This is a genomic window from Psychrobacter sp. Arc29 (assembly GCF_041431175.1).
GTDB lineage: Bacteria > Pseudomonadota > Gammaproteobacteria > Pseudomonadales > Moraxellaceae > Psychrobacter.
Genome location: NZ_JASMRR010000009.1, coordinates 141,138 through 158,294 on the forward strand (window position 1 = coordinate 141,138; position 17,157 = coordinate 158,294).

Below are 17,157 nucleotides of genomic sequence, written 5' to 3' on the forward strand. Positions count from 1 at the left end.
TATTAAGTGTACAATCTGATAGTTATTTGTAATAATTGAATACAATACTTTACTTAATTGATAGATTCAAGCGTTTAAAAATATATTAAGGCCTACTTACACATTTATTATGACCTGTTGATTTTGTTCAAGGTATAATAAGTTATCCGCTACAAATTCTAATGAATAAGTCTTATTATGGCCAAAAAAAATGCTACCGCTCGTCTCATTCATTTCTTGGTGGGACTTTTTGTCGCTTGCCTAGCATTGGCAGTTATCTTAGCGCTTGCTGTACCTATTGGTTTTTATGGTATGGCGATGTATTTATCGCCAACTTTGCCAAGTATTCAAGAGATAAAAACTGCCAATTTAGAAATGCCATTGCAGATTTATAGTAGCGATGACAAATTAATCGGCCAATACGGCAATCGTTTATCGTTACCAGTCACATTTGATGAAATTCCTGAAGATTTGACTCATGCTTTTTTAGCGGCAGAAGATGCTTCTTTCTTTCAGCATAGTGGCATCAGTATTAAAGGTCTTGGGCGCGCGGTCACTGAAGTGGTGACTGATGATGACAGTCAGACTGGTGGCTCAACTATTACGATGCAGGTCGCCAAAAATTACTTTTTAAGTCCTGAGCGTACTCTAAACCGCAAACTAACAGAGCTGTTTGTGGCGCGAAAAATGGAAGATGAGCTTAGCAAAAATGAGATCCTTACTCTCTATGTCAATAAGATTTATTTAGGTGAAGGCGCTTATGGTATTCGCGCTGCTGCCAAAAAATACTATAGTAAATCTCTAGATAATCTCACTATTGCTGAAATGGCAATGCTTGCCGGTTTACCAAAAGCCCCTTCTAAATACAACCCTGTTGCCAATCCTAGCCGCGCGTTGACTCGGCGAAACTGGATTATTGGCCGTATGCATGAGTTGGGCTATATCACAAAAGCTCAGTATGATGAGGCCGTTAACTCCCCTGTCGGCATTAAGCTATATCAAGAAAAACTCGACGTTAATATGCCCTATTTGGCAGAAATGACGCGTGCGACTCTAGTCGAGCGTTACGGTGAGCAGGTGATGCATGGTGGTTGGCGTGTTCGCCTGACTGTTGATAGTAAGGCACAAACCGATGCAGAAGCGGCCATATTAACAGGCTTAGTAGCTTATGAGCATCGTCATGGCTGGCGCGGTGCAGAGGCAAATGACGAGCCTCTCGAAAACTTTCAGCGCTATAGCAATATGTCTCCTGCCAAAGTCACCAAGGTCAACTCTCGTAGTTTTGAAGCGACATTACAGTCTGGTGAAAGCGTGACGGTCAATTGGTCTGGCATGAGCTGGGCACGCAAATACATCTCTGCCAATCGTATCGGTTACTATCCTAATAATGCTAGCCAAATAGTCAGCAAAAACGATATTGTCCGCGTGATACCTACCGCAAATGGTAATTGGCAGCTAGGGCAGATACCCAAAATACAAGGTAGTCTGGTTTCATTAAATCCAGAAACTGGCGCGGTCAATGCATTAGTAGGCGGTTTTGATTTTAAACATAGTAAGTTTAACCGAGCCTTACAAGGATGGCGCCAACCTGGCTCAACCATCAAACCATTAATCTATACCGCCGCTTTGGAAAAAGGCTATCATCCAGACAGTATTGTTTCAGATCGCCCTATTCAAGTAGGTGACTGGAAACCTAAAAACTCTGATGAACGCTTCTTAGGTGACATTACCTTACGTCGTGGTTTGTATTTATCTCGCAACTTGGTTTCTATCCGTCTCCTACAAGCCATTGGTATTTCTGACGCGCGCAATCTGTTAGATGAGTTCGGCCTAGACAAAGAAAAACTACCAACAACTTTATCGTTGACTCTAGGGGCAGGACAAGCAACCCCATTGCAAATGGCAACGGCGTATTCAACCTTTGCCAATGGTGGTCACCGCGTACAACCTTACTTTATTGAGCAAATTTATAACTATAAAAATGAGTTATTATTTCAGGCCAATCCACTTCAGGCTTGCGCCCTATGCTTTAATGAGCAACTTGAAGCGGTTAATAAAAACCTGATAGAAGAATATAACAAATCATTAGAAGACGAAAACAGTACTACTGATAAATCAGCTAATGAGAGCACAGAGCTAGAAAATAGTGAAAACGTAGAAGAAATTGATGAAGCAATCGACCTTACTGTCTACGACGCTGGTCCACAATCAGATCGCCTAAAAGCACCTGTCGTACAATACATAGCAGCCAAACAAGCACCAAGAATATTAAAGCCTAGAGTAGCATTTGAGATGGCAGATATTTTACGTGATGTGGTGCAGCGTGGTACTGCAGTACGAGCAAAAGCCTTGGGCCGTGATGATATTGGCGGCAAAACCGGTACAACCAACGAAGCCAAAGACGCTTGGTTTGCAGGGTTTCATCCTACCAATGCAACGGTTGTATGGATGGGGTTTGATCAGCCAACATCTATGGGTCGCCGAGAGTATGGTGGTGTGGCTGCCCTGCCCGTTTGGATGGACTTTATGAAAGCTCAGCTCAAAGACACGCCAAACCAATGGGTGTCTATCAATAACCGCTCAAAATCTAAAAAGCAGCAGCAGCAAATTATAGAAATGACCGATGATGGTATTATAACTGATGATGACGACATCTCTGATAATAGCGCACCAGCAAAACCGGTCAAGACTCAAACTCAGCAGCGTAAGCCGACCCTACCTGAACCAACTACAGATACTAACAACTCAGCAGCTCAAGCAAACAATAGCCGTAGTAACGATAGCGTGCCGCAAAACCCTTTATCGGTCACACCGGTCCAGCGTATGCCCCCGATGCCAGAGTGATCTACTGCTCGGTATTTATCTAAATAAAAAAGGCTTATTCAGTGATTACTGAATAAGCCTTTTTATATCTCAGAGTTTTGGTTTACTTATATTTCTAAAACTCAACCATCCCTGCACGTAGTTGCTCGATCAGCTCTAAAAGCTGATTACGCCATTCTCTTATCGTTGCCTCATCAGGTAACCATTGATTTGACAGAGTGACAACATTCACAATAAGGTCTGGCGCTGCTAAATCGCTACTTGGTTTTTCATCCACAACCGTATCTGGTGGTACTGCATAGAGACAACGCTCATAAGCGCGCTCTATATTTGCAATAAAGCCTTGCTGTTGCAGTTGCTGCAAACGCTGAATCTCAGGAGATACCTGCGTGCGCTCGCTTAGTGCTTGTTCAATATCTGACAAAGTTGGTGCGGTCATATTTAAACTATAAAAATGACCCAGCTCTTGAGTGAATGCCAGCAACGCACCATATAAATGAAAAATAGCGGTTTCGCAATGGGCTTGATATAACTGCTTATCGCTAGTATTGCCTGCTGTTTGGCAGGATAGACGACAAAAATACAGTTTTTGATTGGTACGATCTGCTTGATATTTGGCAACGCGAGTTTTACCTGCCATTTGCGACTTATCCTTCTATAGATAGTAAATTGAGGCTTGTTTTCCAGTGTACTATTTTTTCAGATAATAGCACCATGCCTTTCTCAGTTTTTATACACACAAAAAAGCCAGCAACTTAGGCTGGCTTTTTCTTAAATTGGGAATGAATCAAAATACTCAATACGATTAGTTATTTTGATTTAACTCTTGAGCAAAGGCTTCATCAAAGCTTGCAAAGTCTTTGCTATCAGTGCTTGCAGTCATATCAAACGCTGCATTAAGATCATTGTCTTGTAGCTTCTGATCCGCTTTCTCTTTGCGTGCCTTGTGATAAGCAAGACCCGTACCTGCAGGAATCAAGCGACCAACGACCACGTTTTCTTTCAGACCACGTAGCTCATCGACTTTACCAGTCACAGCAGCCGCAGTTAGTACACGGGTGGTTTCCTGGAAAGAAGCCGCTGAGATAAAGCTTTCAGTTGCCAGACTTGCCTTAGTGATACCTAATAATTGACGCTCAAACTGTACTGGGAATTTATCTTCCGCTTCTAGTTTCGCATTCAACGCTTTGATATCTGCATACTCAACCTGATCACCTTTGAAGTGACTTGAATCGCCGCCGTCAGTGATTTCAACTTTACGCAGCATCTGACGAATAATAACTTCGATGTGCTTGTCGTTGATTTTTACACCCTGCAAGCGATAAACGTCCTGTACTTCGTTGACGATATAATCAGCAAGTGCAGTCTGACCTTTCAAACGCAAGATATCATGTGGGTTCTGTGGACCATCAGCGATCACTTCACCACGTGCTACCGTCTCGTTTTCAAAGACGTTGATTTGACGCCATTTTGGAATTAGCTCTTCATGTACTTCACCATCTTCATTAGTAATAATGAAGCGGTTCTTACCTTTAGTCTCTTTACCAAAGCTTACCACACCAGTCATTTCTGCCATGATGGCGTGATCTTTTGGACGACGTGCTTCGAATAGATCAGCAACACGTGGTAGACCACCGGTAATATCTTTTGTACCAGAAGATGCTTGTGGTACGCGGCCTAGAATCGAACCTGCTGCTACTTTCTCACCATCGCTCACGCGGATGATGGTTTCAGCTGGTAAAAAGTAAACCACTTCTTTGCCTTCGTCAGTGTTCAAGATAATCGCAGGACGTAAGTCTTTTGCTGAGCTTGAACGGTCACGCGTGGCTAGAATCTCAAATGAGCTCATACCAGTCGCATCATCAACCTTCACTGTGGCAGTCATACCGTCAGTGATATCACTGAAGCGTGCTGTACCAGCAAATTCTGTGATGATTGGATGCGTATGCGGATCCCATTTAGCGATAGTTTGACCGCCTTCAACCTGCTCTTCGTCTTTCACAAGTACGCTTGAACCATACGGTACTTTATAGCGCTCACGCTCACGGCCAAGCTCATCGGTCAATGCGATTTCAGCTGAACGCGATACGATGACTAAGTGACCATCGGTATGCTGTACCGTTTTCATGTTTTCGAAGTGCGCTTGACCAGCGTTACGTACAGAGATGCTGTTGTCTACAGATGCTGAACTCGCAGCCCCGCCCACGTGGAACGTACGCATAGTTAACTGAGTACCCGGCTCACCGATAGACTGAGCGGCCATAACACCGACTGACTCACCAATGTTCACTTTGTGACCACGTGCAAGGTCACGACCATAACACTGTGAACAAACACCATGCTCAACATCACAAGTAATAACTGAGCGTACCCAGATATCATCGATCGCGTTGCTATCAAGGACGTTAACCCAATACTCATCAATCAACGTACCAGCTGGAACCAATACTTTATCAGCGTCATCGTTATACGTCACATCACGTGCAGTCACACGACCCAGTACTAGCTCACCTAATTTCTCAATGATTTCACCACCTTGGATATGTGGTTTCATGAGTAGGCCTTCTTCAGTACCACAGTCATCACTCGTGATCACCAAATCTTGTGCAACATCAACCAGACGACGAGTTAGGTAACCCGAGTTAGCTGTCTTTAGTGCTGTATCCGCTAGACCTTTACGTGCACCGTGAGTCGAGATGAAGTACTGTAGTACGGTCAAACCTTCACGGAAGTTCGCTTTAATCGGTGTCTCAATGATTGAGCCATCTGGCTTAGCCATCAAACCACGCATACCAGCCAACTGACGAATCTGTGCTGCACTACCACGAGCACCAGAATCTGACATGATAAAGATCGAGTTGAATGATTTCTGCTCGTCTTCCTCACCTTGCGCATTGATAACTTTATCTGTTGCCAAGTTATCCATCATCGCCTTAGCGACTTTGTCATTGGTACGTGACCAGATATCAACGACTTTGTTATAACGCTCACCAGCGGTCACAAAGCCTTGCTCAAACTGATCTTCGATTTCGCGAACTTCGCCTTCTGCCACTTCAATGATTTGCTTTTTCAGTGGTGGAATAACCATGTCGTCGATACCGATAGACACACCAGATAGCGTCGCTTGAGCAAAACCAAGATACATCAATTGGTCAGCAAACATAACACTTTCTTTTACGCCAACTTTACGGTAGCAAGAGTTGATCAAACGAGAGATATTTTTCTTCGTCATCTCTTGGTTGCACTCATCAAACGTCATACCTTTAGGCATGATGTTCCAGATAAGTAAACGACCAGCAACCGTATCTTTGATACTGGTTTCTTTGGTTTCGTTACCGTCTTCGTCAATTTGCGTCTCAGTGACACGCACTTTGATCTTCGCGTTTACATGTAGGTCGTTTGAGCCAATCGCACGCAATGCTTCATTAACGGTCGCAAAAATCATGCTCTCGCCTTTGGCATTGATAGACGAACGACTGATGTAATATAGACCTAATACAACATCCTGTGATGGTACAATGATCGGATCACCGTTCGCAGGTGACAAGATGTTGTTGGTAGACATCATCAACGCGCGTGATTCAAGCTGTGCTTCTAGGGTCAATGGCACGTGAACGGCCATTTGGTCACCATCGAAATCGGCGTTGAATGCAGTACAAACAAGCGGATGCAACTGGATGGCTTTACCTTCGATCAATACTGGCTCAAATGCTTGCAGGCCCAAACGGTGAAGTGTTGGCGCACGGTTAAGAAGTACTGGATGCTCACGGATAACCATGGCCAGCATATCCCACACTTGTGGTTCTTCACGCTCTACCATCTTTTTGGCAGCTTTAATCGTCGTTGCCAAACCATGAGACAATAGTTTGTTATAAGTAAATGGCTTGAATAATTCTAGCGCCATTTTCTTAGGTAGACCACACTGATGTAGACGTAGCGTTGGACCTACAACGATAACCGAACGACCAGAGTAATCGACACGCTTACCAAGTAAGTTCTGACGGAAACGACCTTGCTTACCCTTGATCATATCTGCCAAAGATTTCAATGGACGCTTGTTACTACCAGTGATGGCACGACCGCGACGACCGTTATCAAGCAACGCATCCACTGACTCTTGCAACATACGTTTTTCGTTACGTACGATGATATCAGGCGCGCTCAGCTCGAGTAGACGCTTAAGACGGTTGTTACGGTTGATCACACGGCGATATAGATCGTTTAGATCTGATGTCGCAAAACGACCACCTTCTAGCGGTACTAGCGGGCGCAAATCTGGTGGTAGTACTGGTAAGATGTTCATTACCATCCACTCAGGCTTATTATTAGAATCACGGAATGCTTCTAATAATTTAAGACGCTTAGACATCTTCTTAAGCTTGGTCTCAGAACCTGTTTGCGGAATCGCTTCACGCAGCTCGTCAATCTCAAGATCCATATCAATATCTTTCAATAGGTCTTGGACAGCCTCAGCACCCATCTTGGCAGTGAATTCATCACCAAACTCTTCAAGTGCTTTGTAATAATCTTCATCATCAAGCAGTTGATACTTCTCTAAAGAAGTTAGACCAGGCTCAGTCACGATATAGCTTTCGAAATATAGAACGCGCTCAATATCACGCAATGTCATATCTAGCAATAGACCGATGCGGCTTGGTAATGATTTTAGGAACCAAATATGCGCAACTGGACTGGCTAGGTCGATATGACCCATGCGGTCACGACGGACTTTAGCAGTGGTGACTTCGACACCACATTTTTCGCAGATTACACCTTGGAACTTACGGCGCTTATATTTACCACATAAACATTCGAAATCTTTTACTGGGCCAAAGATTTTGGCACAAAAAAGACCGTCACGCTCAGGCTTGAACGTGCGATAGTTGATGGTTTCAGGTTTTTTTACTTCGCCATGTGACCATGACTTAATGACGTCAGGTGAGGCTAAAGTAATTTGAATGCTATCAAACTCTGTATTACCGTTGCCGGTAGGGCTTTGCATGATATCGAGTAAATCTTTCAAGTTGCTTCTCCGTTATCTTTATAATCATCTGACAGCGCACCATTGACGCAGATAAGATGAATGAAGGCAATGAATAGGGTTGAGACAAATCACTAAAAGCAGCAGCAATAAAGCAGACTGCCTTTAGTGGACAACTAAGTTAAACAACGGGCTAGTTGCTTTGTTTTAACTCAATATTAATACCCAGTGATTTGATTTCTTTGGTCAGTACGTTGAACGACTCAGGCATGCCTGGATCCATATACTGCTCACCATCAACGATGTTTTTGTACATACGAGTACGGCCTTCAACGTCATCCGACTTCACCGTTAGCATTTCTTGCAACGTGTAAGTCGCGCCGTATGCTTCTAGTGCCCATACTTCCATCTCACCGAAGCGCTGACCACCAAACTGAGCTTTACCGCCGAGTGGCTGCTGCGTCACTAGAGAATAAGAACCTGTTGAACGCGCATGCATTTTGTCATCAACCAAATGGTTCAATTTGAGCATGTACATGTAGCCGACGGTTACTTTGCGGTCAAACTTCTGACCTGTACGACCATCATATAACGTCTGCTGACCATCGCGATCCATACCAGCAAGCTCAAGCAAATCTTTAACTTGGCTTTCTCTTGCGCCGTCAAATACTGCTGTGCCCATCGGTACACCGCCACGTAAGTTGTCTGCTAGCGCCATGATGTCATCATCACTTAAGCTATCAAGATCAACTTGCTCACCGCCTACTTGGTTATAGATTTTGTCCAAGAAGTCACGTAGCTCTTTGATCGCTGCTTGAGATTTGAGCATACCATCAATCTTCTCGCCCAATCCTTTCGCTGCCATACCTAAATGCGTCTCTAGAACCTGACCGATGTTCATACGAGATGGTACACCAAGTGGGTTCAATACGATGTCAACGGTATTACCATTCTCATCATAAGGCATGTCTTCAACTGGCATGATGCGCGATACAACACCTTTGTTACCATGACGACCAGCCATCTTGTCACCAGGCTGAATACGACGCTTAACCGCTAGATATACTTTAACGATTTTTTGTACGCCATGTTGCAAGTCATCACCAGCAGTCAATTTGCGTTTTTTCTCAGCAAACTTCACATCGATGTCTTTTTGCTTATCAACCAAGTAATCAGCGATTTGCGTTAGACGCTCAGAGATTTCTTCTTCTACTGGCTGGATATCAAGCAAGGTCTCGAGGCTCATATCTTTCATATCAGCCAAAGCCATAACTGTACCCGCTTTTAGACCAGCACCGCCGCTGACTTTTTGGCCATCTAATAGATTACCAATACGGCCGCGAGCCGCTTCTTCAAAGATACGTAGCTCTTCTTTCAAATCTTTGCGATAGCTATCAAGCTGCGATTTTTCAATCGCTCTTGCGCGTGCGTCTTTTTCAACGCCATCACGGGTGAAGACCTGTACATCAATAACCGTACCTTTACTTGAAGTTGGTACGCGTAGTGAGGTGTCTTTCACATCAGCCGCTTTTTCGCCAAAGATAGCCCGTAGTAGTTTCTCTTCTGGCGTTAGTTGCGTTTCACCTTTTGGCGTCACTTTACCAACTAGGATATCACCAGCGTCAACTTCAGCACCGATATAGACGATACCTGCTTCATCAAGACTTGATAATGCTGCTTCACCAACGTTTGGAATATCAGCCGTGATCTCTTCTGTACCTAGCTTGGTATCACGAGCCACACAAGTCAATTCTTGGATATGAATAGTAGTGAAACGATCTTCTTTAACTACTTTTTCAGATAACAAGATTGAATCTTCGAAGTTGTAACCATTCCACGGCATAAATGCGATGCGGATGTTCTGGCCTAGTGCTAGCTCACCAAGATCCGTTGATGGACCATCAGCCAAGATATCACCCAAAGCAATCTCGTCACCTTGGTTAACAATAATACGTTGGTTGATACAAGTGTTCTGGTTAGAGCGCGTGTATTTGATCAAGTTATAGATATCGATACCCGCTTCACCAGCAGTCATCTCGTCTTCGTTTACACGAACAACGATACGTGATGCATCAACATCTTCAATCACACCGCCACGCTTAGCGATCACACAAACACCAGAGTCACGAGCAACGTGACGCTCCATACCAGTACCTACTAACGGCTTATCAGCACGTAGCGTAGGAACAGCCTGACGCTGCATGTTCGAGCCCATCAAGGCACGGTTAGCATCATCATGCTCTAGGAATGGAATCAGACCTGCTGCAACCGATACTACCTGACTTGGCGATACATCCATATGCGTTACTTTTTCTGGTGGCATACGAACAAATTCACCATAGCTACGAACACTGACCATCTCGTCAGATAACGCGCCATCTTCAGTCATCGGAGAATCAGCCTGTGCAATGACAGTACCTACTTCTTCGATTGCTGATAAATACTCAATAACGTCAGTCACTTTACCATCAACCACACGGCGATATGGCGTTTCTAAGAAGCCAAAGCTGTTGGTTTTAGCAAATGTTGCTAGTGAGTTGATCAGACCAATGTTTGGACCTTCAGGAGTCTCAATAGGACATACACGGCCATAATGCGTATCATGTACGTCACGTACTTCAAAGCCTGCACGTTCACGAGTTAGACCACCAGGTCCTAACGCTGATACACGGCGTTTATGGGTAATTTCAGACAACGGGTTGTTCTGATCCATAAACTGTGACAACTGGCTTGAACCAAAGAATTCTTTCACTGCAGCAGCTACTGGCTTAGAGTTAATCAAATCTTGTGGTGACAGGTTGTCTGATTCTGCTGAGCTTAAACGCTCTTTTACAGCACGCTCAACACGTACTAGACCAACACGGAATTGGTTTTCTGCCATCTCGCCCACTGAACGAATACGGCGGTTACCCAAATGGTCAATATCATCGACATCGCCGCGACCGTTACGAATCTCGATAAGTTCTTTTAGAACGTTAACGATATCATCGTTGGTCAATACACTGCGTTCGCGCTGCACGTCTGGATCGTCGGTGTTTTCAAATGGCAGACCAAGGCGACGGTTGAACTTCATACGACCGACGTTGGATAGGTCATAACGATCTGCATTGAAGAACATGCTTTCAAACAGTTTCTCAGCAGTTTCAACCGTTGGTGGCTCACCTGGACGCATGACTTTATAGATTTCGATCAATGCTTCTTCACGGCTTGAGGTACTATCAGCACGTAGCGTATCGGCAATATAACTACCTTGGTCGATGTCGTTAGTGAACAGAATGCTGAACTCTTTGATGGCACCACTGGCTTCAAATGAGTTCAATTTCACCAATAACTCGTGGTCGATTGGCGTGTTCGCTTTAGCGATGATTTCGTCGTTAACAACGATGTCTTCAGCTAAAATACGCTCATATAGATACTCATCAGGCACAGCAATCTTCGTCATACCTGCTTCTTCAAGCTGACGGATACGGCGTGCGTTAATACGTTTGCCCTGCTCTACAATAACGTCACCTTCAGGTGATACGATATCAAACTGAGCCATCTCGCCACGTAGGCGATCAGCAACTAGATCAATTTCAAACGTCTCTTCAGCTTTATAAACAGCGACTTTATCAAAGAACAAATCTAGAATTTCAGATGTGGTCAGGCCAAGTGCACGTAAGATAATAGAAGCCAATAGTTTACGGCGACGGTCAATACGTGCAAAAACCAAGTCCTTTGCATCAAATTCAAAGTCTAACCATGAACCACGGTAAGGGATGATACGTGCGTTATAAAGCACTTTACCACTTGAATGCGACTTACCTTTATCATGGTCAAAGAACACACCAGGTGAACGATGTAGCTGAGATACGATAACACGCTCAGTACCATTAATGATAAAAGTACCGTTAGCTGTCATCAAAGGCATCTCGCCCATGTAAACGCTTTGCTCACGGATATCTTTGATAGCAGCTTTGCTATCTTTGTCTTTGCTGTCTTTGTCTTTGATGATCAAACGGATTTTGACACGCATTGGCGCCGCGAACGTTGAACCACGTAAGATACACTCACGCTCATCAAATTCAGGCGTACCTAAATAGTACTCAACAAATTGCAACTCGGCGTTACCAGAGTGACTCTCAATTGGGAAAATAGAGGAATACGCAGCTTGCAAACCAGTATTCTCACGAGCTTTTGGCTTTTTGTGCTCTTGCAAAAATTGCTCATAAGAATCTACTTGAATAGACAGTAAATAGGGAACGTCCATTACAGTGGGCAATTCAGCAAAACTTTTGCGAATACGCTTTTTTTCAGTATAAGAATATGCCATCGAGAGTCCTTACAGTAAACGTGGAAACAAATTAAAAGCGTGGCCAGTATGCATAAATACGATGCAAACATGGCGACGTAAACGATAATATAAAACGGGTTTTCGTGTTCAGTTCATGTCTTTTCTGTCAATTACTACTTTACTCATCAGTGCTTACCTAGCACACTTCACTTAATCTCGTCGTTGCTTGCTAAATTCATAGTAAGTGAATCAATCTATATGACTGTTGCAACCAAAAAATTCAATATTATATAATCTATAATGCATTGCCTATTAGGCTTAATTTACAAATACATTGCTGGAAAATAACGTCTATTAAGATTGCATATAAACCACTTGCCATCTAGACTACTTATTACCGAACTATGTTCCCTACACATACAAACTGTCTATAAGACTAAATATCGACAGTCATGCCACACTAAGTAGGCAACTTATGATCAACAGCTTTTTCAGAATACCGCTTTTTTCAGGATTAATAATCGGGGTAACTATAACTTTAAGAATCAGTATAAACTATAGTGTTGATAGGAAAGCATGCAGACACAAAAAAATGCCAAACATCTACAGACGTTTAGCTGATATTAACTGATTTTAAAAACTGGTATGTGTACTTGCATGTATATCGTCTGTCCTTTTGATGGGTATCCACCGTTAATGCATACGTATGTTGGCAGACACAAAAGGTCAAGCTACGAATTATAATAAAAAAAAGCTGGCAATGCAAGGCATTACCAGCTTTTTTTCTGTACAGTGTTAAACTTATTTTAGTTCAACAGTTGCACCAGCTTCTTCAAGTTTCTTTTTCAACTCTTCAGCTTCAGCTTTAGATGCGCCTTCTTTGATTGGAGCTGGAGCGCTTTCAACCAAATCTTTCGCTTCTTTTAGGCCAAGACCAGTTGCTTCACGTACGGCTTTAATTACGCCAACTTTCTTCTCGCCAAAGCTAGCAAGAACTACGTCAAACTCGTCTTTTTCTTCAGCAGCAGCAGCAGCAGGACCAGCAGCAGCAGGTGCAGCAGCAACAGCAGCTGTTACGCCAAATTTTTCTTCCATGTCGCTGATTAACTCAACGATATCCATTACTGACATTTCAGCGATTGCATTTAACACGTCATCTTTAGATAGTGCCATGAGAACTCTCCGTTATCTGATAAAAATTAATTGATTCTAATATCGCTTTGATTGATTGCCGAATATGGCAATAAAATTCAACCAAAATTAGCGATGTTAAAGTTACGTTAAAACAAGCAATTAAGCAGCTTCTTTTGCGTCTTTGATTGCCGCTACAGTGCGAACGAACTTGCCAGGAACAGCGTTCATAGTCTGGACAAGCTTGGTCACTGGTGCATTCATAGTAGCCATCAAGATAGAGATTGCTTCGTCGCGAGTTGGTAGCTTCGATACGCGCTCTAGCTCTTCTGGACCATAAACTTCACCACCGACTGATACTAATTTGGTCTCTAAAGCTTTGTTATCTTTGCTAAAGTCGAAAACGACTCGTGCTGCAGATCCCAAATCTTCCATAGAGAAAGCCAAAAGTAGTGGACCAGTCATACGGTCTGACATGCTCTCAAACTTAGTGCCTTCAAAAGCGCGTTTTGCAAGGGTATTTTTTACCACTTTCAAAACAACACCTTTATCACGAGCTTGTTCGCGAAGCTGAGTAAGCTTAGCAACACCAATTCCGTGATACTCGGCAGCTACTGCTGAGTAAGCATTAGCAGCAACTTCAGACACTTCAGCCACAACTTGTTGTTTTTGCTCTAGCGTTAATGCCATAAGTTGACTCCTTTAATCTTATCAATCTGCTTATCATAAAAGCGCTAAAAATCGAAATTTTCGCAGGCTTAAATTTTAAGCTGGGACTGACTTGATACGACACATTACCAGCGGATTCAATTAATGAAAAAAGCATCTACTGGTAACGACTGATTACGGCACCGTTATCAGAATGACGTTGAGTAATAGTTTGAAGATTATATAAATAACCTTACCGCCCTATTCGCTCGTGTCTTAAACTGTGTGGGCCACCGTCTGCGTAGGACAACTAAGATTTTCATCTGTCGTCGATTAACAAAAGTGACTCAGTATCATATTTAACCATTCGAAAATTGTTAATTATGACGCTAAACCACTCTCTACCTACGGTCTTAGACAGCGTAGCAAATACTACGCTGACCTAATTTTTAAATATAGTGTGTACTCATCATTCAAAGTATTTGAATTTCAAATACTCAGAAATAGAGACTTTAATTATTTTGCAGTACGATAAGGAACAGCGTCGATCGTTAGACCAGGGCCCATCGTGCTAGACAAGGTAATTTTCTTGATGAAAGTACCTTTAGAAGTAGCAGGCTTAGCACGCTTTAGATCAGAAAGAATCGCTTGCGCGTTTTGCTCGATCTGCTCAGCAGTGAAACCAACTTGGCCGATAGTTGCATGGATAATACCAGCTTTATCAACACGGTACTGTGCTTGACCTGCTTTCGCGTTAGTCACAGCTTCAGCAACGTTTGGCGTTACCGTACCAACTTTTGGGTTAGGCATTAGGCCACGTGGACCTAGGATCGTACCCAATTGACCAACAACACGCATTGCATCTGGAGCTGCGATAACAACATCAAAGTCCATGTTGCCAGCTTTGATTTGCTCTGCTAGGTCTTCAAAACCAACGATATCTGCACCAGCTTCTTTAGCGGCTTCAGCAGCAGCGCCTTGAGCAAATACAGCAACGCGTTTGGTTTTACCAGTACCAGCAGGTAGATTGGTTGCACCACGAACCACTTGATCAGATTTACGTGGGTCAACGCCCAAGTTTACTGCGATATCAATAGACTCTTTGAATTTTAGCGCTGGCAAATCGTTTAGGATTTGAACGGCTTCTTCAAGAGTGTATTGCTTTTCGTTATCAATACGGCTTTGGATTTCTTTTTGACGTTTGGTTAGCTTAGACATTATACACCCTCCACGGTAATACCCATTGAACGTGCAGTACCAGCGATGGTACGAACAGCAGCGTCAAGATCAGCTGCAGTTAAGTCTGCATTCTTAGTTTTAACGATTTCTTCTAGCTGTGCACGGTCAACTTTACCGACTTTAGCAGTGTTCGGTGTACCTGAACCTTTAGCAATGCCAGCAGCTTTACGTAGTAAGTACGCAGCTGGTGGTGACTTCATGATGAAGGTAAAAGATTTATCGCTGTATACTGTGATCTCAGTTGGGATCGGTAGACCTGGCTCTTGGCCTGAGGTCGCAGCGTTAAATTCTTTACAGAACGCCATGATGTTCACGCCTTTTTGACCCAAAGCTGGACCAATAGGTGGTGAAGGATTTGCTTTGCCTGCAGGCACTTGCAGTTTGATGTAACCATCAATCTTCTTAGCCATGATACTCTCCTAAATGGGTAATAGCGCCAAATCAACGTGGTATATACCTAATTGACTAACAGCTCCCCGGTTGATGAACTTTTTGCTGATTTAGTCTAGTTTTTCAACTTTACTAAACTCAAGCTCAACCTGTGTAGGTCGATTGAATACGTTTACCGTTAGATGTAACTTAGACTTCTCATAATCCACTTTTTCTACCAACCCTTTAAAGTCAGTGAATGGACCATCGATAACCAACAACTCTTCGCCTGGCTCAAATAGCGTTTTAGGACGTGGGTCAGTTTCAGTCTGGTTCAAACGGTTTAGAATGCGATCAGCTTCTACTTGCGTAATTGGTGCAGGCATCTCAGGCGTACCGCCAATAAAGCCCATAATACGTGGACAATCCTTTACGATATGCCAAGTATTATCGTTCATTTCCATCTGGATCAATACATATCCAGGAAAGAACTTACGCTCACTCTTACGTTTTTTGCCGTCTTTCATTTCGACGACTTCTTCAGTAGGAACCAACACATCACCGAAAGACTCAGTGAAGTCACTACGGTTAATACGATCAGTTAATGAACGTTGTACTTGTTTTTCATATCCTGAAAACGCTTGGACAATATACCAACGCATATCACGCTCCTGATCATTATAAATAAGTTGTTATAAGTAAATCTCTCGTTAATAGTCACTAATACGCGCTATTAACCGATAAAGATACCAACGAACCAATTAAAAAAGTTATCTAATAGCCAAACAAAGAACCCAGCAATCGCAATCACAACAATGACTTGCCATGTGTACTGAAAGGTTTCGTCTTTACCTGGCCATGTTACTCGGCGAAGCTCAACACCAGCGTCTTTTAATAATATTTTAAAAGCACGGCCTTGATGTGTCAGCGCCAAGCAAATTAATGCAAATACAATAAGTGCGACAATGATACCAATACGTACCCAAACATCGTTGGCAGGTTGCCAATAGCCTGGTAGATATTGATTAACGAGAGTTGCACCGATCAAAACAATTGCGGCAAGTAGCCACAAAATCAAATCTTTGATTGAGCCAGTCTTAGCAACTTCAACAGCAGAAGTACCGTTCGCTGAGATGTGCTTATCTTTAGACAGCATTCCACCAGCAACCGCCTTGGCATCAGATAACTTAGTCTCGAGGTTATCTTGATTATTGCTCATAAAGAACTCGCTTCGGAGATGGTGGGGTACAACAAAGATGAGATAAGAAGATGGCAGGCGATGTAGGACTCGAACCTACAACCCTCGGTTTTGGAGACCGATGCTCTACCAATTGAGCCAATCGCCTATGGGTGTAAAGGACAGCATTATACAATATTTAGCATAGAATGCAAGCCTTTGACGGTAAAATTGTTAATTTTTACCTGATATTGCATTTACCAAAAGTCACTATATTAATTATAGGCTTTCTCATTATGGTTTAGATTAACCATACACGTTAAATGCAGCGCTAATATAGCAAGCTATGCGGCAAATTACAATACAATGTATTATAAATAAATGGCCAGTATCAAAAGCCATGCTATCAAAAAAACCATTTTACCAAAGCTTAGATCTAATTCTGTAAATACCTCTATTTCAACACCCAAAAAAAAGCCACCCTAGATAGGATGGCTTTTTTATGACTAATTCATAATCTCATTGCTGAGACTTAAG

Annotated in this window: 10 protein-coding genes and 1 tRNA gene; 1 reads left to right on the forward strand and 10 read right to left on the reverse strand. The window is 43.0% G+C overall.

The genetic code is table 11. From position 1 onward, the window contains the following. Positions 1-177 precede the first annotated feature (177 nt). Positions 178-2,823: a penicillin-binding protein 1A gene (locus QO189_RS12355; protein ID WP_371532946.1), complete on the forward strand. Its 2,646-nt coding sequence runs from the start codon at positions 178-180 to the stop codon at positions 2,821-2,823. 94 nt (positions 2,824-2,917) lie between these two features. On the opposite strand, the gene QO189_RS12360 is transcribed toward QO189_RS12355, so the two are convergent. The 10 genes from QO189_RS12360 to QO189_RS12405 form a co-directional block, all read right to left on the reverse strand. Continuing rightward, positions 2,918-3,442 (reverse strand): DUF6586 family protein, encoded by a 525-nt coding sequence (locus tag QO189_RS12360; RefSeq protein WP_371532947.1) that lies wholly within the window; start codon positions 3,440-3,442, stop codon positions 2,918-2,920. Positions 3,443-3,607: 165 nt separating this feature from the next. Continuing rightward, complete coding sequence (rpoC, locus tag QO189_RS12365; RefSeq protein WP_371532948.1) at positions 3,608-7,825, reverse strand: DNA-directed RNA polymerase subunit beta'; 4,218 nt, start codon at positions 7,823-7,825, stop codon at positions 3,608-3,610. Positions 7,826-7,976: 151 nt separating this feature from the next. Continuing rightward, positions 7,977-12,095: a DNA-directed RNA polymerase subunit beta gene (gene rpoB, locus QO189_RS12370; protein WP_371532949.1), complete on the reverse strand. Its 4,119-nt coding sequence runs from the start codon at positions 12,093-12,095 to the stop codon at positions 7,977-7,979. A 762-nt stretch (positions 12,096-12,857) separates the two neighbouring features. Beyond that, positions 12,858-13,229: a 50S ribosomal protein L7/L12 gene (gene rplL / locus QO189_RS12375; protein ID WP_057761722.1), complete on the reverse strand. Its 372-nt coding sequence runs from the start codon at positions 13,227-13,229 to the stop codon at positions 12,858-12,860. Between the two features lie 120 nt (positions 13,230-13,349). Beyond that, complete coding sequence (gene rplJ, locus QO189_RS12380; RefSeq protein ID WP_025652244.1) at positions 13,350-13,877, reverse strand: 50S ribosomal protein L10; 528 nt, start codon at positions 13,875-13,877, stop codon at positions 13,350-13,352. Between the two features lie 474 nt (positions 13,878-14,351). After that, positions 14,352-15,053 carry a 50S ribosomal protein L1 gene (gene rplA, locus QO189_RS12385; RefSeq protein ID WP_087039615.1) on the reverse strand — a complete coding sequence of 234 codons (702 nt, stop codon included), beginning with the start codon at positions 15,051-15,053 and terminating at the stop codon, positions 14,352-14,354. Further along, a complete protein-coding gene (rplK, locus tag QO189_RS12390; RefSeq protein ID WP_058025423.1) occupies positions 15,053-15,484 on the reverse strand; it encodes a 50S ribosomal protein L11 in 432 nt (143 codons plus the stop codon). Before rplK ends, rplA begins: the two co-directional genes overlap by 1 nt. Positions 15,485-15,574: 90 nt before the next feature. Beyond that, positions 15,575-16,105 (reverse strand): transcription termination/antitermination protein NusG, encoded by a 531-nt coding sequence (nusG, locus tag QO189_RS12395; RefSeq protein WP_201599900.1) that lies wholly within the window; start codon positions 16,103-16,105, stop codon positions 15,575-15,577. Between the two features lie 71 nt (positions 16,106-16,176). Continuing rightward, entirely contained in the window at positions 16,177-16,662 is a 486-nt protein-coding gene (gene secE, locus QO189_RS12400) for a preprotein translocase subunit SecE (RefSeq protein ID WP_371532950.1), read from the reverse strand. 51 nt (positions 16,663-16,713) lie between these two features. Next, positions 16,714-16,789 (reverse strand) — tRNA-Trp (locus tag QO189_RS12405). Positions 16,790-17,157: the final 368 nt, after the last annotated feature.

Excerpts from the sequence above, each read along its gene's own strand:
- QO189_RS12355 (WP_371532946.1), top strand. The coding sequence starts at position 178 with ATGGCCAAAAAAAATGCTACCGCTCGTCTCATTCATTTCTTGGTGGGA.
- nusG (WP_201599900.1), bottom strand. The coding sequence starts at position 16,105 with ATGCGTTGGTATATTGTCCAAGCGTTTTCAGGATATGAAAAACAAGTA.
- rplJ (WP_025652244.1), bottom strand. The coding sequence starts at position 13,877 with ATGGCATTAACGCTAGAGCAAAAACAACAAGTTGTGGCTGAAGTGTCT.
- secE (WP_371532950.1), bottom strand. The coding sequence starts at position 16,662 with ATGAGCAATAATCAAGATAACCTCGAGACTAAGTTATCTGATGCCAAG.
- rplK (WP_058025423.1), bottom strand. The coding sequence starts at position 15,484 with ATGGCTAAGAAGATTGATGGTTACATCAAACTGCAAGTGCCTGCAGGC.
- rplL (WP_057761722.1), bottom strand. The coding sequence starts at position 13,229 with ATGGCACTATCTAAAGATGACGTGTTAAATGCAATCGCTGAAATGTCA.
- rpoB (WP_371532949.1), bottom strand. The coding sequence starts at position 12,095 with ATGGCATATTCTTATACTGAAAAAAAGCGTATTCGCAAAAGTTTTGCT.
- QO189_RS12360 (WP_371532947.1), bottom strand. The coding sequence starts at position 3,442 with ATGGCAGGTAAAACTCGCGTTGCCAAATATCAAGCAGATCGTACCAAT.
- rplA (WP_087039615.1), bottom strand. The coding sequence starts at position 15,053 with ATGTCTAAGCTAACCAAACGTCAAAAAGAAATCCAAAGCCGTATTGAT.